We start from the raw sequence: 23,224 nt of genomic DNA, 5'->3' as shown, positions 1-23,224 counted from the left end.
CGGAGAAACTCAGCTCTTCCGCCAGGCCCCGCGAGATCTCCTCCCGCTCCGCCATCGACAACCGCAACGGTGACCGCGGCTGTGGTGGCCGCGGCCGGACCCCACCCACCGCCAGCATCCACAACCGAGCCGCCGACGAACTCACTCCCGCTCTCCCCGCCGCCACCGTGATGCTGTCTCCCGCCCCATACGCATCCCAGAACTTTCCACGCACATCCCACCCCAACGGTCGCCGACCAGCCGGCATCCCACACCCCCATCCAGACAGGTGTGCAATGACCGACTGAGACCACCTCGTTGGAACGACCAAAATCGTTCACTCTTGCGACTCGCCAAACCGGGCGGCCGGGGCCGCCGGGCTACCGGGATACCGGCTACCGGGCTCTCGGAGGTCTGGCCGGTGACGTCCTCGCCGGTCTCGAAGGCTGGTGTAGCTACTTGATCGACGAGCGCATGCCGGGCTCCGACAGTACGCCCTGCTCGAGGTGCAGCCAGCGGTTCACGTTGATCCGGGCCAGGAACCGTTCGTCATGGCTGACCACCACGAACGCGCCCTGGTAGGCGTTCAGCGCATTTTCGAGCTGGCCGATGCTGACCAGATCGAGGTTGTTGGTCGGCTCGTCGAGCAGCAGCAGATGCGGAGCCGGCTCGGCGAACAGCACGCAGGCCAGCGTGGCCCGCAGCCGCTCCCCGCCGGACAGCGCCCCCACCTGCCGGTCGGCACCGCCCGCGCGGAACCGGAACCGTGCCAACAGGTGCATGCGCTCCGACGGCGGCATCTCCGGGGCGGACGCGGCAAGGTTCTCCGCGACGGTGCGGTCGAGGTCGAGCAGGTCGAGCCGCTGGGAGAGATAGGCGACCCGGCCGTCAGCCGTCCTGATCCGGCCGCCGGAGGGCTGGGCCTGCCCGCCGACCAGCCGTAGCAGTGTGGACTTGCCGGCGCCGTTCGGGCCGGTCAGCGCGATGCGCTCCGGGCCCCGGATCGTCAGATCAACGCCGCCGGCGTCGATACCGCGATCGTCAACGCCGCCTGCGTCAACGCCGCGGCCGACCTCGCTCCCGCCACCGCCACCGCTACTGCCACCGGCACCGCCACCGCTACTGCCACCGGCACCGCCACCGCTACTGCCACCGGCACCGCCATTGCCACCGGCACCGCCATTGCCACCGGCACCGGCACCGCCACTGCCACCGGCGGCTGCGGCGGCGAAGACGGCCTTCTCGCCGTACCGGACCTGCAGGCCTTCGCCGGCGAACACCGTCCGCCCGGCAGGCACCCGGGTGGCGGGCAGGTCGAGCACGATCGGCCGGTCGTCGCGCAGCGCCTCCTCGGCACGGTCCAACCTGGCCTGCGCCTGCCCGACCCGCTCGGTGTGGGCTTCCTGGGCCCGTCCCGCCGACTCCTGTGCCCGCCGTTTCATGCCCCCGGCGACGATCTTCGGGATACCGGCGTCGGGCAGCTTCCGCGCGGCGTTGCCAGCCCGGCGCGCCGCCCGTTCCCGGGCCTGCTGCCTGTCCCGCTTCTCCCGCCGCAGCTCCTGCTCGGCACCTCGGACCTCACGTTCGGCAGCGGCCTGACGCAGCTGGACGGCCTCTTCATAGGCGGTGAAGTTTCCGCCGTACGAGCGGACGTCGCCGTGGTCGAGCTCGACGATGCGATCCATCCGGTCCAGCAGGGCACGGTCGTGGCTGACCAGCAGCAGGCAGCCGGCCCAGGCGCCGACGACGTCGTACAGCCGACGGCGCGCGGCGAGGTCCAGGTTGTTGGTGGGCTCGTCGAGCAGCAGTACGTCCGGACGTCTCAGCAGCTGCGCGACCAGGCCGACAGACACGATCTGGCCACCGCTGAGCGTGCGCAGCGACTGGTCGAAGGCCAGCGCGCCGAGGCCCAGGCGGTCGAGTTCGGCGTGGGTGCGCTCTTCGACGTCCCAGTCGTTGCCGATCGTGGTGAAGTTCTCCTCGCTGGCGTCACCGGCCTCGACGGCACGCAGCGCACGGATCACCGGGGCGACCCCGAGGACCTCGGCCACCGTCAGGGTGTCCGTCCGGTGGTCCGCCAGCGGTAGGAACTGCGGCAGGTAGCCGAGGAGGCCGGTGACGGTCACGCTGCCACCGGTCGGCCGCAGCTCGCCGGCGACCAGGCGGAGCAGCGTGCTCTTGCCGGCCCCGTTCGGGGCGACGAGCCCGGTACGGCCGGCACCGGCGGTGAGGGAGAGGCCCTGGAAGACGGGGGTGTCGTCCGGCCAGGAGAAGGACAGGTTGGAACAGGCGACGGCGGTGTCGGCTACGACGGACATGCGGAAGAAGACCTCGGCTCATGGCGTGACGTGGCTGCCCGCATGGCACGCCTGCGCGCATGGCGCGGCTGCTCAGCGGCAGAGGGCAGGACGACTCATCGGCCCGGGCGGTGCCGCTGTCGCGCACCGGCCGGCAGGCCGAACATCACCGGGATCAGCCGGAGATGTCGTCGTCGCCCTCCATATCGCCTCCATCGAGCTGGGGGAGTCTGCCCGGACACGATAGCCCGCCTCGCCGGGCCACGGAAACCGGTTTTCGGCCGGGCCTCGCTGACCAGGCTCCGGCCAGGGTCGTTCCTTAAGTTTCGCTTGTGAAGCGGACCGCTGGTCCGTACCGTAGCCGTGCATCCAGGCCGGGAGATCCGTTTCGACGGATCGACCGTCTGGCCAGGCAGTTCGGCCGTCCGACCGTGAGATGGGGGCATCTACATGCAGAAGCTGGCGATCAGGTCCGGGCCCGGCGGGGGAGCGGGGCAGCGGCGGTCACCGCGACGGAGCGCGGGAGTGCGCTTAGCGGCATTAGGAGCGTTGGGCGCCCTGTCCGCGAGCCTCCTGCTCGGGGCCTGTGGCGGCGACGAGGACTCTGACAGCCCGGCGCCGGCCGACACCGCCGCTGCCGCGCAGGCGCTCGGGCCGGTGGCCCAGGCCAAGGGCGAACCGGTCAGGATCGGCGTGATCTCGGACGGCCAGAGCCCGGCCGCGGACCTGTCCTACGAGTTCAAGGTCGCCGACGCGACCGTCCAGTACCTCAACGAGCACCGCTCCGGCATCGCGGGCCGGCCCATCGAGGTCTTGCAGTGCGAGGCGCAGGCCGACCCGGCCAAGGCCACCGACTGCGCGAACCAGATGATCGAGAAGGACGTCGTCGCCGTCGTCGTCGGTTCGTCCGGCGCCGGGGAGCAGATCTGGGAGCCGCTGCACGCGGCGAAGGTGCCGGTGATGTTCTACACCGCGAACGGCGCCGGTTCGCTGGGCGACCCCGATTCGACCTTCATCCTGAGTGACCAGTTCTTCCCGTTGGTCACGCTGCCGGTCCAGGTCGCCAAGGACGCGGGTGCCAAGAAGGTCACGGTCGTCGCGATCGACCTGCCGGTCACCACCGGCCTCTACCAGGTGACCAGGCCCGCGTTCGAGAAGCAGGGCATAGCGCTCGACGTCGTCCAGATCCCGGCCGGCACCGCCGACATGACGCCGCAGATGCAGCGCATCGTCGACGGGGAGCCCGGGATCGTGCAGGTCGTCGGCAGCGACGCCTTCTGCATCAGCGCGTTCAACGGGCTGCGTGCCGTCGGGTACGACGGCCCCCTCGCGGCCATCGCCCACTGCATCACGGATGCGACCCGGGAAGCCGTGCCCGGCGACTTCCTCAAGGGCATGACGATCACCGCGACCGCCCCGATCGGCTCGGACGACCCGGCGATCGCCGTCTTCGAGGCCGTGGTCGACACCTACGGCAAGGACAAGGGCATCGACGTCACCGAGGCCGGCGCGGCCGCGATGTTCATCACCCTGTCGGCCTTCCGGACCGGGCTCGAGGGCCTGACCGGCGACATCACACCGGCTGCCGTCACCGCCGCTCTCAAGGGCATGCCGGAGAAGGACCTGCCGGGCGCGACCGGGCTGCGGTTCCGCTGCAACGGCAAGGCCTACCCGGACAGCCCGGCCGAATGCGCCCGCGGCGGTCTGCTGACGACGCTGGACGACAAGGGCAAGCCCACCACCTACAAGGCGGTCGGCGTCACCCCGATCGAGGACTGAGGCGAGCGCGCCGGTGCGTTCGGCGTGCCGGCGCGCTGCACTCCGGCGTGGCGCCGCGGGTGGGGCACGGCCGCCGCGGCAGTGCCCCGCTCAGCGTCCGGGCGGACGTCGCGGGCCGTCCGGGGCGCCGCCGCGGATGCGCGGGAAACCTTCTGAGACTCGGCAGGCGGGCGGGAACGGTCTCCGTGGAGGCGGGCTTCTGGCGTTGAAACGGAGTCGGGTGCCTGACAATGGAACGCGCTTCTGGCGGGCGGTGCGAACTGATATTCATGTTGCACCATTTGCTTTGCGATTCGGCGGTCTGTCGATTCGCGTCCGGCTCGAGGAGCCTGAATGCGCTTCCGGTCCTGGCGATCCCGCGCGGGAATCGCCGTCCTCGCCCTGCTCGGCATTTATCTGCTGGTCCTCGGGTTCAGCACGCTGGGCTCCTTCGACCGTACGAACGGTGGCGAGGTGGCCGTCGTGCGCAACGGAGGCCCACTCGACAACCACCGGATTCGGCAGGTCATTGCGCCGGCATCCGGACGGGTCTGGGTCGGCCTCTACTCCGACGTGCACAAGTACCCTGCCCAACAGCGCTTCTACACGATCACCGCGAACGAGGGGCAGGGCGACCGGCCTGACCACGAGGTCGTCCGGGTGCCGTCGAAGGACGGCGTCGAAATGGGCATCGAGGGGACGCTGTATTTCTCCCTCAACACCGACCCGGACGTCCTGCGGACCTTCGACGACAAGTTCGGGACTCGCAAGTTCCGGCTGCTCTCCGACGGCAAGCAGTACGCGCCCTATGACGGTGACAACGGCTGGTCCGCCTTCCTGGACACGATCATCCGGCCGGTCATCGACAACGACCTGCGCGAGCAGATAAACACCTTCGACTGCGCCCAGCTGGTCTCCTCGTGCGCGTTGGTGCAGCTCGGAGCGAACCAGGCCGTGAACCCGGACTCCGTCACCGGAAACACGCCCACCGGTCCGGTCGAATCGTCCAACGGGAACATTGCCGCGGTGCAGAAGGCGATCAACGAGTCGCTCGCCCGCGATCTGGAATCGACCCTGGGCGAGGCGTTCCTGGTCGACCTGAAGTTCAATCTTGTTCGGATCACCCTGCCGGCCCAGGTGCAGGAGGCGGTGAACAAGGCGCAGGCGGCGTTCGCCGGTGTGAGCGAGGCCCAGGCCCGCGTCGCCCAGGCCCGCGCCGACGCCGAGGCGAACAAGATCCACCAGTCCGGCTACGCGGCCTGCCCGGCGTGCGCGGCCATCGACGAGCTCAAGGCCATCCCGCCGAACGTGACGACGTTCGCTCCGGGAGCGGGCTTCGCGATCACTTCGCCCTGACGAACCCGGCCGGACCAGGCCTGACCAGGCCTTGGCTGTGTTGTGCCTGCTGGACCAGGCGCGGCCAAGGCCTGGTCCAGCACCACAGATCAGGTGCTGATGTACGCCGCGAGGTGTTCGCCGGTGAGGGTGGAGCGGGCGGCGACGAGGTCGGCCGGGGTGCCCTCGAAGACGACGCGGCCACCGTCGTGGCCGGCGCCGGGGCCGAGATCGATGATCCAGTCCGCGTGCGCCATGACGGCCTGGTGATGCTCGATGACGATGACCGACCGGCCCGCGTCGACGAGCCGGTCGAGCAGGCCCAACAGCTGCTCGACGTCGGCCAGGTGCAGGCCGGTGGTCGGCTCGTCGAGGACGTAGACGCCGCCGTCGGTGGCCATCTGGGTGGCCAGCCGCAGCCGTTGCCGCTCACCGCCCGACAGGGTGGTGAGCGGCTGGCCGAGGCTCAGGTAGCCCAGGCCGACGTCGCCGAGCCGCGTCAGGATCCGGTGCGCGGCCGGGGTCCGTGCCTCGCCCGCGCCGAAGAACTCGGTGGCCTCCGCCACCGGCATCGCGAGTACCTCGCTGATGTCGCGGCCGCCGAGATGGTGCTCCAGCACGGACGCCTGGTAGCGCCGCCCCTCGCACTCCTCACAGAGGCTGGCGACGCCGGCCATCATCCCCAGGTCGGTGTAGACGACGCCGACGCCGTTGCAGGTGGGGCAGGCACCCTCGGAGTTGGCGCTGAACAGCGCCGGCTTCACCCCGTTGGCCTTCGCGAACGCCTTGCGGATCGGGTCGAGCAGCCCGGTGTACGTCGCCGGATTGCTGCGGCGGGAGCCGCGGATCGCGCTCTGGTCGATCGACACCACCCCCGCCCCGGGCGGGATCGACCCGTGCACGAGCGAGCTCTTGCCGGAACCGGCGACGCCGGTGACGACGACCAGCACCCCGAGCGGGATGTCGACGTCCACGTCACGCAGGTTGTGCGTCGCCGCCCCGCGGATCGGCAGCTGGCCGGTGGGTGCGCGTACCGAGACCTTGAGCACGGTGCGGTCGTCGAGGTGGCGGCCGGTGACGGTGTCGCTGGCGCGCAGCTCGTCGAGGGTGCCCTCGAAGCAGACGCTGCCGCCCGCCGAACCCGCGCCGGGGCCGAGGTCGACGACATGGTCGGCGATGGCGATCGTCTCCGGCTTGTGCTCGACGACAAGCACCGTGTTGCCCTTGTCGCGCAGCCGCAGCAGCAGCTGGTTCATCCGCTCGATGTCATGCGGGTGCAGGCCGATGGTCGGCTCGTCGAAGACGTAGGTGACGTCGGTGAGTGAGGAGCCGAGATGGCGGATCATCTTGACCCGCTGCGCCTCACCGCCGGAAAGCGTGCCCGATGGCCGGTCGAGGGAAAGATAGCCCAGACCGATCTCCACGAACGCGTCGAGGGCGTGCGCCAGCGCCGCGAGCAGCGGTGCCACCGACGGCTCGTCGAGGCCGCGGACCCAGTCGGCCAGGTCGCTGATCTGCATCGCACAGGCGTCGGCGATGCTGATCCCGCTGGTTCCACCGGGCCCACCAGCCCCGCCGATCCTGGACGACCGGGCCGCCTCGCCCAGCCGGGTGCCGTCGCACTCGGGGCAGGTGGTGAAGGTGACGGCCCGTTCCACGAACGCGCGGACGTGCGGCTGCAGGGAGTCGACGTCCTTGGCGAGGAACGACTTCTGGATGCGGGGGACCAGCCCCTCGTAGGTCAGGTTGATGTTGTCGACCTTGATGCGGCGGGCCTCGCCGTACAGGAACTCCTCGCGTTGCTTCTTGGTGAACCTGGCGATCGGGACGTCCGCGGGAACCACCGCGGCGAAGATGCGCCCGTACCAGCCGTCGGCGCTGAAGCCCGGGACGGTGATCGCCCCCTCGGCCAGCGTCTTCGTTTCGTCGAAGAGCTGGGTGAGGTCGATGTCGGTGACCGCGCCCCGCCCCTCACACCTTGGGCACATGCCGCCGGCGCGGGTGAATGTCTTCGTCACCGTCCTGCTGTTACCGCGCTCGACCGTCATCGCACCGCTCGCCCGGACGGACGGCACGTTGAACGAGTACGCGTTCGGCGGCCCGGCATGCGGCTGCCCGAGCCGGCTGAACAGGATGCGCAGCATGGCGCCCGTGTCGGTGGCGGTGCCGACGGTGGAACGGGGGTCGGCACCCATCCGCTGCTGGTCGACGATGATCGCGGTCGTCAGACCTTCGAGGACGTCCACCTCGGGACGGGCCACCGTCGGCATGAAACCCTGGACGAAGGCGCTGTACGTCTCGTTGATCATCCGCTGTGACTCGGCGGCGATCGTGCCGAACACCAGCGAGCTCTTGCCCGAGCCGGAGACCCCGGTGAACACCGTGAGCCTGCGTTTCGGGATCTCGACGCTGACATCCTTGAGGTTGTTCACCCGCGCGCCCTGCACGCGGATCAGATCATGGCTGTCGGCGGCGTGCGGCGCGGGTTCAGGTGCGGGCGAGGACGTTTCTGATCTCGCGGCCGTGGTCAACGTGCCTCCAAACAGAGCTGGGCGTGCAGGGCGTGCGTCGCGGGAGTTCTTCGTCTGTCAGCTTCGTCTGTCAGCGGATCTCGTTGACACGGACCATGTTGCCCGCGGGGTCGCGCACGGCGAAGTCGCGCACCCCGTACGGCTGCTCGGTCGGCTCCTGGACGATCTCGACATCGCCGGACTGCAGTCGTTCGAAGGCGCCGTCCAGGTCCTTGGTGGCCAGAACGATCATGGCGTAGGTGCCCTTCGCCATCATCTCGTTGACGACGCGGCGCTCGTCGTCGGTGACGCCCGGGTCGACGACCGGCGGGTGCAGCACGATCGAGGTGCCCGGCTGGCCCGCGGGGCCGACGGTGATCCAGCGCATCGTGCCACCGCCGACGTCGTTGCGGACCTCGAAGCCGAGGACGTCGCGGTAGAACGCGAGCGAGGCCTCCGGGTCGGTGTGCGGAAGGAAGGTGGAGTGAATGCTGATGTCCATGGCCGTCACGCTAGGCGCGGCTCCGTGACCTGCGCTTCTCGATTCCTGACCGGTCTGCTCCGGACGGGCCTGCTCACCTGTTTCGCGACGCACGGCAGCAGGCCCGCGATCTCCGCGGTCGGTGTGTCCGCGATCGGCGTGCCTGTGACCGGCGTGCCTGTGACCGGTGTGCTCGTGGCCGCCGCGCCTGCGGCTTCGATCCGTGACCTCGCCTCCGCCTCGGCGGCCTGGCGCCGGTAGACGCTCGGCGGCACCCCGACCAGCTCAGTGAACCTGGTGCTGAAAGTGCCCAGTGACGAACACCCGACCGCGAAGCAGACGTCGGTGACGCTGAGATCACCTCGGCGCAGCAGTGCCATGGCGCGTTCGATGCGCCGGGTCATCAGGTAGGCGTACGGAGCCTCCCCGTAGGCGAGGCGGAACTGGCGGCTGAGGTGCCCGGCCGACATGTGCACGCCGCGGGCGAGCGCCTCGACGTCCAGCGGCTGCGCGTACTCCCGGTCGATCCGGTCGCGTACGCGCCGCAGTCGCGCAAGGTCACGGAGCCGCTCCATCTCGCGCATCTGCTGCGCTGCGGTGGGTCTGCTCGTCACCCCCGAAATCGTGCCACGTCCGGCTGGCGTTACCTAGCGTCCGGTCCTCCGGCCGGTCCGCGGTGCTGGAGCTGGGCTCGCCCCGCGTCGCTCCGGCCAGGCCAGGCCAGGCCTCCGCCCGGTCCCGCGCGGTGCGGCCTGGTCCGGCCTGGTCCGGCCTGGCTTCCAGCGCGGTGGCCAGGGATCGAGGGCTCCTCGCATGACGGCAGCCTGCATCGCCGATCCGTTGGAGTTTCTGACAGCAATGGCCAGCTTTCGGCGTCCGCGCGTCTGTCGCGTCCCCGCTACTAAAGGGCTCCTCGTGGTCTCGTTCTCGTGGAATCTCGACATCCATGTCGGTTCGGTTTCTGCAAGCCTTCGGGTGGTGGTTTTTCCGGAAGATGCGGCGAGCTGAGATGACGGATTCGCGCCGCGTTCTCGGCCCGCCGGACGCGGATTTTCGTCCGTGCCACGGCCTGTGGGCTTCGCCGGCGGTCCTGAAGGTGCTGGTCGCGGTGGTGCGGCGGGTTTCGTTGGCCATTGGCGTGCCGCCGCAGGGCCGATGATTGGGGTGGATGGGTCGTCTGTGGCAGGGTGAGGTCCGGTTCGCGGGTTCGCGATGCGCCGTTGACTTGTCCAGTGGATAGGTCTGATTCAGGTTTCAGACGCTCACGTCACCTTTGCGGGCGGGGGTCGTGGTCGGCAGGTCGCGAGGTTCCCGCATGCGCGAAGAAAGGAGCTGCCGACACGAGCGTGACGGTGGGCGACAGCAGTGGGCGGTCACGCGCGGTTGCCGCACGGTGGGGAAGGTGGACCTCGGTGGACAGATGGCGGAACGACGCCGACGGCGGACGGACGGACGGACGGCCGACCGGCAGATGGCGGACAGATGGCGGACAGACGGCGGACAGATGGTGTGAACAGGCGGGCGGTTGGCGAGGGGAAAGGCCGCGGCGCGGACGGATGGGGCACGGGGGCGCTAAGATCGCGGCTGCGTAGAAGCGGGGGAATCGGCTGGTGAACGAGAGGGAGGGCGCCTTTCACGGCGCGATGCTCGACATCTGTCGTCGAGCCTCGAAGGACGCCGGTTACCGGGCCGGCTATTTCCTTCAGATGGTCGAGGATGTCGGTGGCGTGGCGGCGGCGATCAGGCTGATTGGGAATGCTCGGCCCTCTGAGGGGTTCACCGCGCTCTGGGAGCGAGGCAGGCTCGACCTGACCGTGGAGGCCGCCGTGCTGGATCCTCGATTTTCCTCACTCTTCTCCGATGACGATCTCGACGCGGCGCGGGACCGTCTGCGGCAGTGCGGATTTCGCGTTGACGCCCGACCAGGGCGTTCAAAACGGTATCGACAGGGGGCCTGGTGCACGTCGTTCGTCTCTACCTGAAGCTGCTTTTCGGGATGGGTCTGCCATTCGGTCTGCTGGCCGGTCTGGAATCCGGCGAGGTGCAGGTCGGGCTGGTGGCAGGGCTGTTCTTCGGGGTGTTCATGTCGATTGTGTTCGGCAGTATCACTCTGTACAGGTATCGGGGGCTGGGCAGCGATTTCTCACCGCGGGTCACGTCGGTTGTCCGCGTCCCCGCGGACTCCGCGGTGGTGCACCGGCGGGTGCTGGAAATCCTTCCGGTTCTGCCGGCGCGGGTCGTCGCCGACGACGGCGTGCATGTGGTGGCGCGTACGCGGGCGAACATGCAGTCCTGGGGTGAGCGAATCACGGTGGACGTCCATCCGAGCGCGGACGACACCGAGGTGACGATCCGCAGCGTCCCGCGTCTGCGGTGCACACTTGTCGACTATGGCCGGGGCCGCCGCAACGTCGACGCACTGGTCCGGGCTCTGGGTACCGACCTCACCGGCCACCTCGGTGCTGCCAGTCCAGCATGAGCGCGGCCTACGCCGCGGAGCGCGGGACGACGCGGACGTCGAGGTCGGCGTCGAGTGCCTCGGCGAGCCGTTCCAGTACCGGGAGTGTCGGTATGGTTCCGCCGGCCTCGAACCGTGCCACCGTGGACTGCGTCATGCGCGCCGCGTGGGCCAGCTCCGCCTGACTCCAGCCCCGCCGCTGGTGTGACGCGCCGGCGCGTCGGTTTGCGTGACGCTGGTCGGGTGCGGGGTCAGTGCTCGTGGACGCCGAGCTCGGCGAGCAGCAGCCGGTGGAACTCGGCGAAGCCGGGGTCGCCCACAGAACGCGGCCGGGGCAGGTCGATGCGGCGGTCGAGGGAGATCTGCCCGTCGGTGAGGACGACGACGCGGTCGGCGAGCACGATGGCCTCGTCGACGTCGTGGGTGACCAGCAGGACAGCCGGGCGGTGCCGGGCGCACAGATCCCCGATGAGCTGGCGCATCCTGATGCGGGTCAGGGCGTCGAGGGCGGCGAACGGCTCGTCGAGCAGCAGCAGCTGCGGTTCCCGGACGAGCGCGCGGGCCAGTGCCACCCGCTGGGCCTGGCCGCCGGAGAGGGTGGCCGGCCAGGCGTTCTCCCAGTCCTCCAGACCGACCTCGGCGAGCGCGGCCCGGGCGGCGGCCCGGCCGCTGCGCCCGCCGCTGCGCCCGCCGCTGCGCCCGACGACGACGTTGCGCCAGACCCGCTGCGACGGCACCAGCCGGGGTTCCTGGAAGACCACGGTGCGGGTCGGGGGAACCCAGACGCTGCCGCTGTCGGCGGCTTCGAGGCCGGCGAGGATCCGCAGCAGCGTGGTCTTTCCGCTCCCACTGGCGCCGAGCAGCGCGACGAACTCGCCGGCGTGGATGTCGAGGCTGATCCCGTCGAGGACCGGGCGGGCGAACGTCTTGCGCACGTCCCGGACCCGCACGGTCAGCTGTCCCTCGGCCGCAGCCGAGGCCGCGCTCGTGGCGGCAGCCGAGTCCGCAGCCGGAGCCGCAGCCGAGGTCGAGGGCGGGTCTGAGGTGACGGTCATCTCGCTGCTACTCCTCGGTGCCAGGGCATGAGGACCTTCTCCAGTACACGGACGATGAGGTCGGAGAGCAGACCGAGGATCGCGTAGATCGCCAGCACCACGACCAGGATGTCCACCTGCTGCAGCGACTGCGCCTGGTACATGAGGTAGCCGAGGCCGGCGCTGGAGTTGATCTGTTCGGCGGCGATCAGGGCGAGCACGGAGACGCCCAGGCAGAACCGCAGGCCGGTGAGAATGGACGGCAGCGCCAGCGGGATGATCACCTTGGCGACGAGGCGGGCGCCGCGCAGGCCGAAGACGTCCATCGCCTCGATGACGCGCCGGTCGACGTTGCGGACGCCGTTGTAGGTGTTCAGGTACATCGGGAACAGCGTCGCCAGCGAGATCAGCAGCACCTTCGGCGTGTCACCGATGCCGAGCCAGACGATGAACAGCGGCACCACCGCGAGGAACGGGATGGTGCGCAGCATCTGCATGGTCGCGTCGAGCAGTTCCTCGCCGATGCGCCACAGGCCGGCGACCGCGCCGAACAGCAGGCCGAGGCTGCCGCCGATGAGCGCGCCGCGCAGCGACAGGCTCAGCGAGACCCACAGCTGGTGGAACAGATGGTCCTCGCTGACCAGGTCACCGAAGGTCCGGACGACCTCCGGCGGGGAGACGAGGACGTTGGCGGAGATCCAGCCCGTCTCCGTTCCCCACCACCACAGGCCGAACAACGCCAGTGGCAGCAGCGCCCGCAGGACGAGTGTGAGGCCGCGGCCATGCCCGCGCTTCCTGGCCGCGCGCGGCCGGACGAGCCCCGGTGCCGGAGCGACGTCCGAGATCGGAGCGGTTTCCAGGATAGGAGCGGTTCCCGAGGCCGGAGCGGTCTGCGAGTTCGCAGCGGCTTCGGAGACCGGAGGAGATGCGGGGGTGGCCGGGGCCACCCCCGCGACGGGCAGATCGGTCATGACTTGCCTGAGGTGGCTTCTGTGATGACCGAGTTGTAGCGGTCATCGAAGACCTTCGTGGCGTCGACGGTCGACTTCAGCACGCCCTGCTCGGTGAAGAAGTCGGCCTCCGACTGGTGGGCGTCGATGATGGTGCTGTCGATCGGCACGTACGTGAACGGTGCGAGGGTGACGATCTTCTTGGCGATCGCGTCGTCGACCTTGTAGATCGGCTTGACGATCTCGGCGGCCTTGTCCGGGTTGGCGTTGTACCAGTCCTGGGACTTCGCGACCCGGCCGAGGAAGTCGCCGAGGGCGGCGCTGGTCTTCGGGTCGGACAGCGCTCCGTCGCGGGCGACGAGGTAGTTGAACCCGGGCAGCAGCCCGGCGCCGGAGATGAGGACCCGGTCCTGGCCCTTGGCCAGGGTGGTGACCAGCGGCGCCCCGCCGCTGCCGGCGACGTCGACGTCGCCACGGTCGTAGGCGGCCTGCGCACCCTGCTGGATGTTGACCAGCTCGACGTCCTTCGTCGTCAGGCCGGCCTTCTCCAGCACCCTGCCGATCAGGTACTGCGCCACCGTGCCCTGCGAGTTCAGGATCTTCTTGCCCTTGAGGTCGGCGATGGTGCGGATCGGGGAGTCGTTCTTGACGATCAGGGCGAAGTTGTACTTCGCAGGGTCGCTGATCTTCGATACCCCGACGACCTTCACCGGGCTGTTCGCCGCCTGGGCGAAGACGACCGGCGTCTCGCCCATCATGCCCAGGTCGACGTCGCCGCCGGTCTCCGCCGCGATGACCGCGGGGCCGCCCTGGAACTGGCTCCACTCGACCTTGTACGGGGCGTCGTCGAGCACGCCGGCCGCCTCGAGCTGGGACCTGAGGATGTTGTACTGGTCGCCGACGTGCAGCGTGACATCGGTGAGGTCGACGGCGGCACTGGCACCGGCGGAGGCGGCTGGCGCCGTCGCGTCGGACGTCGCCTCGGTGTCGTCGTCGCTCCCGCAGGCGGCCGCGAACAGTGCCACCAGGGCGATCAGCATGGCGAGCAGCGGGAGTCGGGCGCGGCGGGACCGACGTCCGCCGGAAAGCTCAGTAGTCACAGCAGTTCTTTCAGTGAATGTGTCTGGCGAATTGTGTTTGGTGTGGGGTATGCGGCATGCGGCGGGGCATGCGGCATGCGGTGGGGGATGAGCCGCGGTGGGGGATGAGGCGCGGCGCGGGGGAGCCGCGGTTCGCGGGTGACGTCAGTGGCCGTTGACGGCGAACTCGTTGATGGTCACGCGCTGGAGCGGCCGGGGGGCGTCACCGAAGTCGATCGAGGCCCGGTGCAGCACCGTGCGGTTGTCCCAGAAGGCGATGTCGCCGGGGCTCCACCTGAACCGGGCGACGTACTCGGTGCGCGAGACGTGCGCGGCGAGCAGGTCGAGGATGCCCTTGCTCTCCGTCTCGGTCAGGCCCTTGATCCGGCGGGCGAAGCCGGTCACGGCGAACAGCGTCCGGCGCCCCGTCTCCGGGTGCACCCGCACCAGCGGGTGCTCGACCGGGCGGGCCGCCCAGGAGAGGATCTGGTTGCGCGTTGCCTCGTCGACGTTCGGGCCCCACGCCCAGTCCTGGAAGTTGTCGGCGTAGTGGATCACCGTCAGGTCGTCCACGAGCGTGCGAACCGGCTCGGAGAGGTCGTTGTAGGCGGCCTCCAGGTCGAGGAACAGCGTGTCGCCGCCCACCGGCGGGATCACCGGGAGGGTCAGCAGCGTCGCGAACGGCGGCTCCGGCAGGAAGGCCATGTCGGAGTGCCAGCCCTCGGCGCGGGTGCGGATGCTCTGCTGCATCAGCCACTCGAAGTCGGGGTAGCCGCCCGCGAGCTCCTGGATGGGGTGCGGCGTCAGGTCGCCGAAGTGCTCCGCGAACCGGCCCTGCTGCTCCAGGTCGAGGTGCTGGCCGCGCAGGAAGATCGCCTTGTGGTCGAGCAGGGCCTGGCGGACGAACGCGACGGTCGCGGGGTCGAGCGGTCGGCTGGCGTCGACGCCGTGTATGACCGCGCCGATCGTGGGGTGGATGGGCTCGACTCGGAGCAGGGTGGTGGGAGCCTCGATCGTGGTCACGTCAGCCCTCCGCGGGGTCCGTCGATTCGCCGGATAATTTCGATCGGATTGGTGAAGTAGCGTGTTGCAATATCGCAACTCGCTTCCTCGTCTGTCAAGGCTGTCCGTCAACGCCGGTGGTAAGCCGGTAGGCGGCCGGGGTGACTCGGGCAGACTGTCGGGTGTCGACCACGCCATGGCCCTGAGTGAGGAGCGATGACGGCGCGCAACACGGTTATCCCCGCCGACACCCGTAGTGATCGGGTGTCACCACCGACGCGACGGGTGATCCGCATCCTGGAGCTTCTCGGCGCCCACCCGGACCGCTCGTGGACCCTCGCGGAGGTCGCCCGGGAGCTCGGCCTCGTCCCGAGCACGGCGCTGGCGATCCTCAATGAGCTGCGTCACTCGGCGCTGGTGGTCCGGGACGAATCCGACAAGAGCTACACCCCGGGCCCCGCGCTGCTCGCCCTCGGCAAGGCCGCGGACGCCAGGTTCCCGGCCCTGCGCGCGCTCGCCCACCAGCTCGAACCGCTCAGCCGGTCACTCGGCTACGGGTGCTCGATCCACATGCGCGACCACGACGAGCTCGTCATGGCGCACCGTTTCGGCCCGTCGGAGCGCTTCGTCGAAGCGGTGATCGGCGTCCGGTACCCCTTCGCGCCCCCGTTCGGCCTGCTGATCACCGCCTGGGCGTCGGACGAGGACCGCGCGGCCTGGCAGGCCCGCACGCCGCGGGTCGCGCGGCACCTGGACCTGCCCGATCTGCTGGCCCACACCCGACGCCGTGGCTTCGGCGTCGAGGGGATCGGCCTGCTCACCCCAAGCGCGATCCTCTCGGTGATCGCCGACCTGGACGACGACGCGGCGGCCCGTCCGGGACGCACCTCCGCGCCCGCCGCCGCCTCTGCCGCGTCTGCCGCCGCTCCCTCCGCGGCCGCCGCTGGGTCCGTCCCCGCCGACGGGCCCGCGGGTGAGCCCGCTCCTTTCGGCCCAGCCCCGGAGGACATCCAGTACGGCTTCGGGTCGATCATCGAGGACCAGTCCTATGTTGTCGGCCTGATCGGGGCGCCGGTGTTCGACAGCTCGGGCCGGACCCGGTTCATCGTCTTCCTGCACCTGGGGGGTGAGGCGCTACCCGGTGCCAGGGTCAACGCCATCGGTGCGGCGCTCGCCGCGAGGACGGCGGAGGCGACTCGCCGCCTGCACGGCCTCTTCCCTCCGGACTACCCGGACTGGACGTCCGAACCCGTCCGGCCGGCAAGCGCCTGACCGCGAGTGCGTGGCCGGCAGGCGTGACGGCTGCCAGGTTCCGGTCGCCCGGTACGGACTCCTGGGCCGCCCGAGACCCGGGGGACTGTTGCTGCTTCAGAGCAAGAAGTGAAGATCTCGGTTGTTGAAGCGGCCCAGATCCTCACTTCTTGCCGATTGTCAGGCGGCCCGGTGCCTGATCTGCGGGGCGGTCAGCCGCCGAGCAGCAGGCGGCCGCCGAGCAGCAGGCAGTAGAGATCGATCGTGTAGAAGATCGCCACCCACACCCACGCCGGGAGATGGCTCACGGATGCCAGTGTGTCGGCGTCGGTGTGCAGCGAGTATCGGCGGGCCTGGCGCAGCTCGCCGAGCGACCGGATCGCGCCGAGCAGCAGGAACCAGCTCACCGCGCAGGCGACGAACAGCTGCGATCCCGCCGAGCCCCGGGCCGTGACCAGCACGAGCAGCAGGGTCATGACCACGACTGTCAGTCGTCCGAAGGCGTTCACGACCAGCAGTAACAGGCCGCAGAGTGCCAGCCCGGCGAGCAGGAAGGCCGCGGTGACGTTGCCGGCGGCCAGCAGGGCGGCGGCCGCGAGTCCGAACAGTGACGGCGCGGTGTAGCCGGACGCGGAGATGATCATGCGCCCGAAGCCGCGCGGCCGGCCGAAGTAGGACGTCAGGCCGTTCTGGTTGGCTTCGAGCCGGACGGCCAGGAACTCGCGATCCAGCAGGAAGGCCATCAGGGCGTGGCCACCCTCGTGTGCGGCCGTGTTGAGGTGCCCGGTGCGGTTCCACAGCGGCCGGGCGATGACCAGGGCGAGCGCGACGAGCCCTGAGCTGAGCCCCGTCGACGGCGACGGAGCCAGATCCGTGGTCGCGGCCGCAACCGCGGCCGCGGAGGTGGTTGCGTGCGCGGTCGCGTGCGCGCTGGCCGTCACGGTCGCCGCCAGTGGCCAGGCCTGATCGACCTTCATGCCGAGACCCCCGTCCCTCAAGAGGCAATGATCGCTCACCTCATGCAGGGAGAAGGCGGATTCTCCGCAGCTGCGGGAGGTCCGTGCTGTGGATCGGTCAAACGGGGAACCGGTCGTCCGGGAGGTGGGGGAGCGGCTAGGATCAAAAGTGAGCGTTTACGTACTACTGCTGACGCCGCTGCACCGCTGACGTGACGACGGCGAGAACCAGGAGCTCACGATGCCGAGGCCGAACTGGCAGCTGCTTGGGGACCCCGAACCGCAGGAGCGCAGCTACTCGATCGTCTCCGTCGATGATCACCTCACCGAGCCGGCTGACGTCTTCGTCGAGCGGTTCCCGGCGAAGCTGCGTGAGTGGGCCCCCCAGGTGATCACGACCCCCGACGGCTCGGAGGCCTGGCTCTACCGCGACCGGCTCTACCGCGACAACGGGATGAGCGTCGTCGCCGGGCGCCCGAAGTCGCAGTGGACCCTCGACCCGCTGAACTTCGACGAGATGCGCCGGTCGGCGTGGGACGTCCATGCCCGGGTGAAGGACATGGATCTCGACGGCATCTGGGCGTCGCTGTGCTTCCCGTCCGGGGCGTGGGGTTTCACCGGGCGGGTGCTGTCGATGAACAACGACACCGAGGTCGGGCTCGCCGCGATCCGGGCCTGGAACAGCTGGATGATCGAGGAGTGGCACGGCGCGTACCCGGAGCGCTTCATCCCGATGCAGCTGCCCTGGCTGAAGGATCCGAAGATCGCCGCCGAGGAGATCCGGCGCAACGCCGAGCTCGGCTTCACGTCGGTGTCGTTCCTGGAGTCCCCGCACCTGCTCAAGCTGCCGCCGATCACGAACCACCAGCACTGGGAGCCGTTCTTCAAGGCGTGCGAGGAGACCGACACGGTCATCTCGCTGCACTGCGGGGCGAGCGGCTTCGTCCTGCAGGGCTCGCCCGGTGGCGGGCTGAACGTGCAGACGTCGCTGTTCCCGGCCGGCGCGTACTGCGCCGCCATCGACTGGGTGTGGGCGGGCATCCCGGCGCTGTACCCGAACCTGAAGATCGCGTTGAGCGAGGGTGGCATCGGGTGGGTGCCGATGGCCATCAACCGGCTCGACTACGTGATGGAACACTCCGGCGGCGGTGGCACGCCGTGGACGTATGACGTGACGCCGAGTGAGGCGCTGCGCCGCAACTTCTACTTCTGCATGCTGGACGACCCCGGCACCCTGGACCAGCGGCACATGATCGGGATCGACCACATCCTGTTCGAGACGGACTTCCCGCACGCCGACTCGACCTGGCCGAACTCGCAGGACCTGCTGCGCAAGCGTTTCGCGGACCTGCCGCGGCACGAGGCCGTAATGATCGCCGGTGGCAACGCCGCCCGGCTGTTCCGCCACCCGTTGCCCACCGGTGACGACTGGCCGGCCCTCCTCCCGTAGCTCGTAGCCGGTCGCCCACGCCCACGCCCACGGCCACGGCCGTGGGTGCCTCAGCCGCCCGAACCGTTTCCTGAAGGGGTGTCAGGAAACGGTTCGGGTGCCCTGTACGCGAATAAGAACCTGTTCTAGTCTGTCGGGGTGTCCGCCGGCCGACCAGACGGGCGGGCGCGCGCGTCGCAGGACTGAGCGAGGAGGCCGGTCTCATGGGTTCCGACATCGGTACCGACAACCGCCTGTTCATCGCAGGAAAGTGGGTCCCGTCGGCGGGGGAGGGCTTCGTCGACGTCATCAGCCCCGCGTCGGAGGACGTGATAGGCCGGATTCCGTCGGTCGCCCACGCCGATATCGACGCGGCCGTGGCCGCCGCCCGCGCGGCGTTCGACAGCGGCCCCTGGAAGAACACCGACGGCGCGGCCCGGGCCGAAGCTCTCGCCCGGATCTCGGCACAGATCAGCGCCCGCTCCGAGGAGTTCGCCCGCACGATCAGCAACGAGATCGGCGCGCCCATCACTTTCTCGCGCCTGGGGCAGGTACTGGCCGCCACCATGGTCGCCGACTACTACGCCGAACTCGGCAGAAACACCGCCTGGGAGGAGACCCGGGCCGGGCTCCTCGGGCCGTCCGTGGTGCGCCGGACCCCGGTCGGTGTGGTCGCCGCCATCGTTCCCTGGAACGTCCCCGTCTACGCCACCATGCTCAAGCTCGCGCCCGCGATCGTCGCCGGCTGCACCGTCGTGCTGAAACCGGCTCAGGAGGCCGCGCTGTCGGCCCGGCTGCTCGGTGAGGTGCTGGAGGAGGTCGGCCTTCCCCCGGGTGTGGTGAACATCGTGCCGGCCGACCGTGTGGTCGGCGAGTATCTCGTCACCCATCCCGGTGTCGACAAGGTCAGCTTCACCGGCAGTACGGCGGTGGGCCGGCACATCGCGTCCCTCTGCGGGCAGCGGCTGCGCCGGGTGACCCTTGAGCTCGGCGGCAAGTCGGCGGCGATCCTGCTGCCCGACGTGGACCTGGCGGCGGCCGTCCCGGCCCTGCTCGGCGCGGGCCTGATGAACAGCGGCCAGGCGTGCGTCGCGCAGACCCGCGTCCTCGCCCCGCGCGACCGCTACGACGAGGTGGTGGAAGCGCTGGTCGCCGGCGTCGAAGGGGTGAAGGTCGGCGCGCCACTCGACGAGGAGACGCAGGTCGGGCCGCTGGTGAGCGCCCGGCAGCGCGGGCGTGTCGAGGAGTACCTGGCCGCCGGGGTCGCCGAGGGCGCCAAGGTTGCGGTGGGCGGTGGGCGCCCGGCCGGCCTCGACCGCGGATGGTACGTGGAGCCGACCCTGTTCGTCGGCGTCGACAACGGGATGCGGATCGCCCAGGAGGAGATCTTCGGCCCGGTGCTCTCCGTGATCGAGTACGACGGTGTGGACGACGCGGTGCGCCTCGCGAACGACTCGAACTACGGGCTGTCCGGATCCGTCTGGACGGCGGATCACGACACCGGCCTCGCCGTCGCCCGCCAGGTGCGGACGGGGACCTTCAACGTCAACACCTTCATGCTCGAGAACTGCGCACCGTTCGGCGGCTTCAAGGATTCGGGGCTGGGCCGTGAGCTCGGGCCGGAAGGCCTCGCCGCCTACATCGAGTACCAGACCGTGAACATGCCGGCGGAATGGGCCGGCAGCTGACCGACCCCACCCGTTCCGCAGGCTGAATGACGTCCTGGCACACGGCATGAAAGGGGAACCGGTGCGATGGCGGCGACACATCTCTGGGGCACGATTGACGGGACCGAGATCACTTTCCCGATGCGGGTGGAGGAGTTCAACGCCGCCACGCTGACGTATTCGGTCCCGGCGCGGCAGGCTGCGGCCCTCCTGCCGGGGAGTTCTTTCGAACTGGTGGAGACGGCGCCCGGTGTGGGCTGCCTCGTCATCGCCGCGTGCGATTTCCGGCGCAATCCATGGGGCGACTACAACGAGCTCAACGTCGGCTTTCTGAGCCGGCCGGCCGGCGCCGGTGACGAAACAGTCGGATCGTTCATCTACCGGATGCCGGTCAACCAGCCCTTCACCTGCGAGGCCGGCAACATGGTGATGGGATTCCCGAAGACGGTCGAGACGATATCCGCCGGATACGACGGCGGCGGGTTCACCTTCCGGGTGAGCAGTCCGGCCGGCCTGCCGGCCCTCACGCTCGGGTTTCCCCGGCGCCCCGCACCTCTCGGTCCGCCGGTGGTGCTCACCGTGGAGAGCTACTCCTACCTCGACGGCCACCCCTACGCGACAGCGGCCGAGATGGAGATCGGCTCGGACGCCGTGGATCCGTCCGAGGTGTCCCTCGAACTGGGCGAGGGCCCGCTCGCGGACGAGCTGCGCGGCCTCGGCCTGCCGGTGGCGCCCGACAGCTGCGTGTGGGGCGAGGGCCTGCGCGCCACCTTCCAGCTCGGCCGGCGGCTGGTGACCGCATGAGCACCACCCCGAACCCCCGGCCCGGCACCCCGAACCCGGCGGCGGACGCGGCCTGGTTCCGGCGGGTGCTCGGCACGTTCCCCACCGGGGTCGCCGTCGTCACCGGGATGGGCGCGGACGGGCAGCCGGTCGGGATGGCCGTCGGCTCCTTCACCTCCGCGTCCCTCGATCCTCCGCTGGTGGCCTTCTTCCCGGACAGGTCCTCGACGTCCTGGCCGCGGATCCAGGCCTCGGGCCGGTTCTGCGTGAACGTCCTCGGCAGCGACCAGGAGGCGGTGTGCCGGGCGTTCGCGGCCCGCGGTGGCGACAAGTTCGCGAATCTCTCCTGGCAGCGGGCACCTTCGGGCTCGCCGCTGCTCGACGGGGTCGTCGCGTTCATCGACTGCGAGATCGAAGCGGTGCACTCGGCCGGCGACCACTGGATCGTGATCGGCCGGGTGCGTCATCTCGACGTGGGCCGTGAGATCGCTCCGCTTGTCTTCTTCCAGGGCGGCTACGGCCGTTTCGCGTCGCCGTCCTTGGCGGCCTGGGAGGGCGACCTCGCGGTACAGCTGCGCTGCGCGGACATCGCCCGCCCGCACATGGAGGCGCTCGCCGACGCCCTCGGCGCCGAATGCGTCGCCAGCGCGGCGGTCGGCCAGGAGCTGGTCCTCGTCGCCAACGCGGGCGGCACGCGTTCCCACGCGCTGCCAACCCGGGTCGGTCAGCGGATTCCGTTCCTGCCGCCGCTGGGCACCGCCTTCGTCGCCTGGGCTCCGGAGAACGTGCAGCGTGCCTGGTGCGCGCAGATCGGCAGCGGGGCGCGGCCCGGTGCGTCCGAGGCGCTGAACGCGACACTCGCCTCGGTGCGCCGGCACGGCTACGCGGTCGGGCGCGGGCCGGGGTGGCACGTGTCGCTGCTGCGCGCGCTGATGCGCACCGACTTCACCGACCGGGCTCAGACCGAGGCCCGGGACCTGATCCGGGCCCTGCCGCCCGGCTGGGAGGCACCCGACTGGGAGGAGCCTGCCGGGGGACGCGAGGCGGTGGAGACGCTGTCGGCTCCGGTCTTCGACGCGGACGGGAGCGTGGTGCTGGTGCTGAGCGTGATCGGCCGTGACTCGGGCTGGCACACCGGGCCGCGGGCGCAGGCCCGCCAGCTGCTCGCCACGGCGCGGGAGGTCACCGCCGCCCTCGCCGACACCCCTGCCTCCTGACTCCGACGGACTCCTACCCCCACTTCCAGACGGGCGCCGCGGCCACCGCCGCGCCGGAAAATCGTAAAAACCACGGTGATCCGCCGCGAATGGTCCCGCGGCGGATCACCCTGGTCTCGGCCTCGACATGCCTGGACGCCGCTCACGGCGCGGCTGCTCACGAGGGGATCCCGCACCCCGCACAGCGCCAGAAATTCGCACCAAAAGGTGCAAGCGGGCGCTGACGATCGGCAAGAAGTGAGGATTTCGGTTGTTCCAGCAGCCAAGATCCTCACTCCTTGCTCGGTGACAGCGCGGCAGTGGCGGCGGCACATCGGCAGGCAGTGCGACAACCTCCGCGGGGCTGGTCGACCGAGAACGCTCAGGTGGAACCGGCAGACCACACGCAGGTGCGGAGGGCGCGACTAGCATGGATGGATGGCCTTCGAACGGATAACTGTCGACTCCGCGCGCATGGGTGGGCTGCCCTGCATCAGGGGGATGCGGGTCACGGTCAGTGCCGTCGTCGGGCAGCTCGCGGCCGGCCGCACGATTGACGAGGTCCTGACGGACTACCCCTACCTTGAGCGCGCTGACGTCCTGGCCGCGTTGGAATATGCCGCGGCCGCTGTGAGTGAACGTGAGCTGCCGCTGGCTGAGCCTGCGTGAGGATTCTGGTCGACGCCAACCTGTCTCCGCGGGTGGCAGCAACCTTACAGAAGGCCGGCTACGAGGCCTGCCATGTCTTCGACGTCGGCCTGGGCACGGCGGAAGATTCCGAGATTGTCGTGTGGGCAACCAGGCATTATCACGTCATCGTCTCCAGTGACAGCGATTTCGGCACGATTCTTGCGACACAGCTTCTGGCTGCACCCTCCTTCGTGCTGTTGCGGCATCTGAACGATCTGACGCCTGACCAGCAGGCGGATCTGTTGCTCGCCAATCTTCCGCATGTGGAGGACGATCTCGCGGCGGGCGCGGTCGTCACGCTTCTGCGTGATCGGATGCGGATCCGTCCGCTGCCCTTCCACGCCAGATGATCTTTTGGGGAAGCGGCCT

General features: G+C 69.9%; 21 protein-coding genes. 11 read left to right on the top strand and 10 right to left on the bottom strand.

Annotated features, from left to right (window positions below):
• Positions 1-434: 434 nt before the first annotated feature.
• Positions 435-2,297 (bottom strand): ABC-F family ATP-binding cassette domain-containing protein, encoded by a 1,863-nt coding sequence (locus tag AWX74_RS13080; RefSeq protein WP_091275684.1) that lies wholly within the window; start codon positions 2,295-2,297, stop codon positions 435-437.
• Positions 2,298-2,801: 504 nt separating this feature from the next.
• Here AWX74_RS13080 and AWX74_RS13075 point away from each other — a divergent pair.
• Both AWX74_RS13075 and AWX74_RS13065 read left to right on the top strand, forming a co-directional pair.
• Positions 2,802-4,055: an ABC transporter substrate-binding protein gene (locus tag AWX74_RS13075; protein WP_165615586.1), complete on the top strand. Its 1,254-nt coding sequence runs from the start codon at positions 2,802-2,804 to the stop codon at positions 4,053-4,055.
• 333 nt (positions 4,056-4,388) lie between these two features.
• Positions 4,389-5,390, top strand: a complete 1,002-nt coding sequence (locus tag AWX74_RS13065) for an SPFH domain-containing protein (RefSeq protein WP_091275673.1) — start codon at positions 4,389-4,391, stop codon at positions 5,388-5,390.
• A gap of 89 nt (positions 5,391-5,479) precedes the next feature.
• Here the strand turns inward: AWX74_RS13065 and AWX74_RS13060 are convergent, their stop codons facing one another.
• From AWX74_RS13060 to AWX74_RS42500, 3 genes are all read right to left on the bottom strand, one after another.
• Positions 5,480-7,900, bottom strand: coding sequence for an ATP-binding cassette domain-containing protein (locus AWX74_RS13060; protein WP_091275669.1), 2,421 nt, complete (start codon positions 7,898-7,900; stop codon positions 5,480-5,482).
• A 70-nt stretch (positions 7,901-7,970) separates the two neighbouring features.
• The gene (locus AWX74_RS13055) at positions 7,971-8,381 is read right to left on the bottom strand and encodes a VOC family protein (protein WP_091275850.1); all 411 of its coding nucleotides are present in this window, start codon (positions 8,379-8,381) and stop codon (positions 7,971-7,973) included.
• Positions 8,382-8,386: 5 nt separating this feature from the next.
• Positions 8,387-8,944 carry a helix-turn-helix transcriptional regulator gene (locus tag AWX74_RS42500; protein WP_091275665.1) on the bottom strand — a complete coding sequence of 186 codons (558 nt, stop codon included), beginning with the start codon at positions 8,942-8,944 and terminating at the stop codon, positions 8,387-8,389.
• Positions 8,945-9,970: 1,026 nt separating this feature from the next.
• Between AWX74_RS42500 and AWX74_RS13040 the strand changes: the two genes are divergently transcribed.
• Both AWX74_RS13040 and AWX74_RS13035 read left to right on the top strand, forming a co-directional pair.
• Positions 9,971-10,342, top strand: a complete 372-nt coding sequence (locus AWX74_RS13040; RefSeq protein ID WP_193209725.1) for a hypothetical protein — start codon at positions 9,971-9,973, stop codon at positions 10,340-10,342.
• Entirely contained in the window at positions 10,318-10,839 is a 522-nt protein-coding gene (locus tag AWX74_RS13035; protein WP_091275660.1) for a hypothetical protein, read from the top strand. Before AWX74_RS13040 ends, AWX74_RS13035 begins: the two co-directional genes overlap by 25 nt.
• Before the next feature lie 7 nt (positions 10,840-10,846).
• Here the strand turns inward: AWX74_RS13035 and AWX74_RS42005 are convergent, their stop codons facing one another.
• The 5 genes from AWX74_RS42005 to AWX74_RS13010 all read right to left on the bottom strand — a co-directional run bounded on the left by AWX74_RS42005 (position 10,847) and on the right by AWX74_RS13010 (position 14,904).
• Positions 10,847-11,140 (bottom strand): helix-turn-helix domain-containing protein, encoded by a 294-nt coding sequence (locus AWX74_RS42005; RefSeq protein ID WP_091275656.1) that lies wholly within the window; start codon positions 11,138-11,140, stop codon positions 10,847-10,849.
• On the bottom strand, positions 11,070-11,873 hold the full coding sequence (locus AWX74_RS13025) for an ABC transporter ATP-binding protein (protein ID WP_207550304.1): 804 nt from the start codon (positions 11,871-11,873) through the stop codon (positions 11,070-11,072). The genes AWX74_RS42005 and AWX74_RS13025 overlap by 71 nt, the downstream gene beginning before the upstream one ends.
• Positions 11,870-12,823, bottom strand: coding sequence for an ABC transporter permease (locus AWX74_RS13020; RefSeq protein ID WP_091275653.1), 954 nt, complete (start codon positions 12,821-12,823; stop codon positions 11,870-11,872). The genes AWX74_RS13025 and AWX74_RS13020 overlap by 4 nt, the downstream gene beginning before the upstream one ends.
• Positions 12,820-13,902, bottom strand: a complete 1,083-nt coding sequence (locus AWX74_RS13015; RefSeq protein ID WP_242666208.1) for an ABC transporter substrate-binding protein — start codon at positions 13,900-13,902, stop codon at positions 12,820-12,822. Before AWX74_RS13015 ends, AWX74_RS13020 begins: the two co-directional genes overlap by 4 nt.
• A gap of 144 nt (positions 13,903-14,046) precedes the next feature.
• A complete protein-coding gene (locus tag AWX74_RS13010; RefSeq protein WP_165615585.1) occupies positions 14,047-14,904 on the bottom strand; it encodes a TauD/TfdA dioxygenase family protein in 858 nt (285 codons plus the stop codon).
• A 195-nt stretch (positions 14,905-15,099) separates the two neighbouring features.
• Here AWX74_RS13010 and AWX74_RS13005 point away from each other — a divergent pair, with 195 nt between their 5' ends.
• Positions 15,100-16,155, top strand: a complete 1,056-nt coding sequence (locus AWX74_RS13005; protein WP_091275642.1) for an IclR family transcriptional regulator — start codon at positions 15,100-15,102, stop codon at positions 16,153-16,155.
• A gap of 191 nt (positions 16,156-16,346) precedes the next feature.
• On the opposite strand, the gene AWX74_RS13000 is transcribed toward AWX74_RS13005, so the two are convergent.
• Positions 16,347-17,111 (bottom strand): M50 family metallopeptidase, encoded by a 765-nt coding sequence (locus AWX74_RS13000; protein WP_091275638.1) that lies wholly within the window; start codon positions 17,109-17,111, stop codon positions 16,347-16,349.
• Between the two features lie 220 nt (positions 17,112-17,331).
• On the opposite strand from AWX74_RS13000, the gene AWX74_RS12995 reads away from it, so the two are divergent.
• From AWX74_RS12995 to AWX74_RS12970, 6 genes are all read left to right on the top strand, one after another.
• Entirely contained in the window at positions 17,332-18,540 is a 1,209-nt protein-coding gene (locus tag AWX74_RS12995; RefSeq protein ID WP_091275635.1) for an amidohydrolase family protein, read from the top strand.
• Positions 18,541-18,743: 203 nt separating this feature from the next.
• Positions 18,744-20,207, top strand: coding sequence for an aldehyde dehydrogenase (locus AWX74_RS12990; protein WP_226931000.1), 1,464 nt, complete (start codon positions 18,744-18,746; stop codon positions 20,205-20,207).
• A gap of 66 nt (positions 20,208-20,273) precedes the next feature.
• Positions 20,274-20,990 carry an acetoacetate decarboxylase family protein gene (locus AWX74_RS12985; protein ID WP_091275632.1) on the top strand — a complete coding sequence of 239 codons (717 nt, stop codon included), beginning with the start codon at positions 20,274-20,276 and terminating at the stop codon, positions 20,988-20,990.
• Entirely contained in the window at positions 20,987-22,186 is a 1,200-nt protein-coding gene (locus AWX74_RS12980) for a flavin reductase (protein ID WP_091275625.1), read from the top strand. Before AWX74_RS12985 ends, AWX74_RS12980 begins: the two co-directional genes overlap by 4 nt.
• Positions 22,187-22,603: 417 nt before the next feature.
• Positions 22,604-22,834 carry a DUF433 domain-containing protein gene (locus tag AWX74_RS12975; protein ID WP_091275623.1) on the top strand — a complete coding sequence of 77 codons (231 nt, stop codon included), beginning with the start codon at positions 22,604-22,606 and terminating at the stop codon, positions 22,832-22,834.
• Positions 22,831-23,205 carry a DUF5615 family PIN-like protein gene (locus AWX74_RS12970; protein ID WP_091275620.1) on the top strand — a complete coding sequence of 125 codons (375 nt, stop codon included), beginning with the start codon at positions 22,831-22,833 and terminating at the stop codon, positions 23,203-23,205. The genes AWX74_RS12975 and AWX74_RS12970 overlap by 4 nt, the downstream gene beginning before the upstream one ends.
• Positions 23,206-23,224 lie beyond the last annotated feature (19 nt).

The sequence above is a fragment of the Parafrankia irregularis genome, from assembly GCF_001536285.1.
Lineage (GTDB): Bacteria > Actinomycetota > Actinomycetes > Frankiales > Frankiaceae > Parafrankia > Parafrankia irregularis.
Note: the sequence above shows the minus strand (reverse complement) of the source record. Positions and strands in the feature narration are given on the sequence as shown.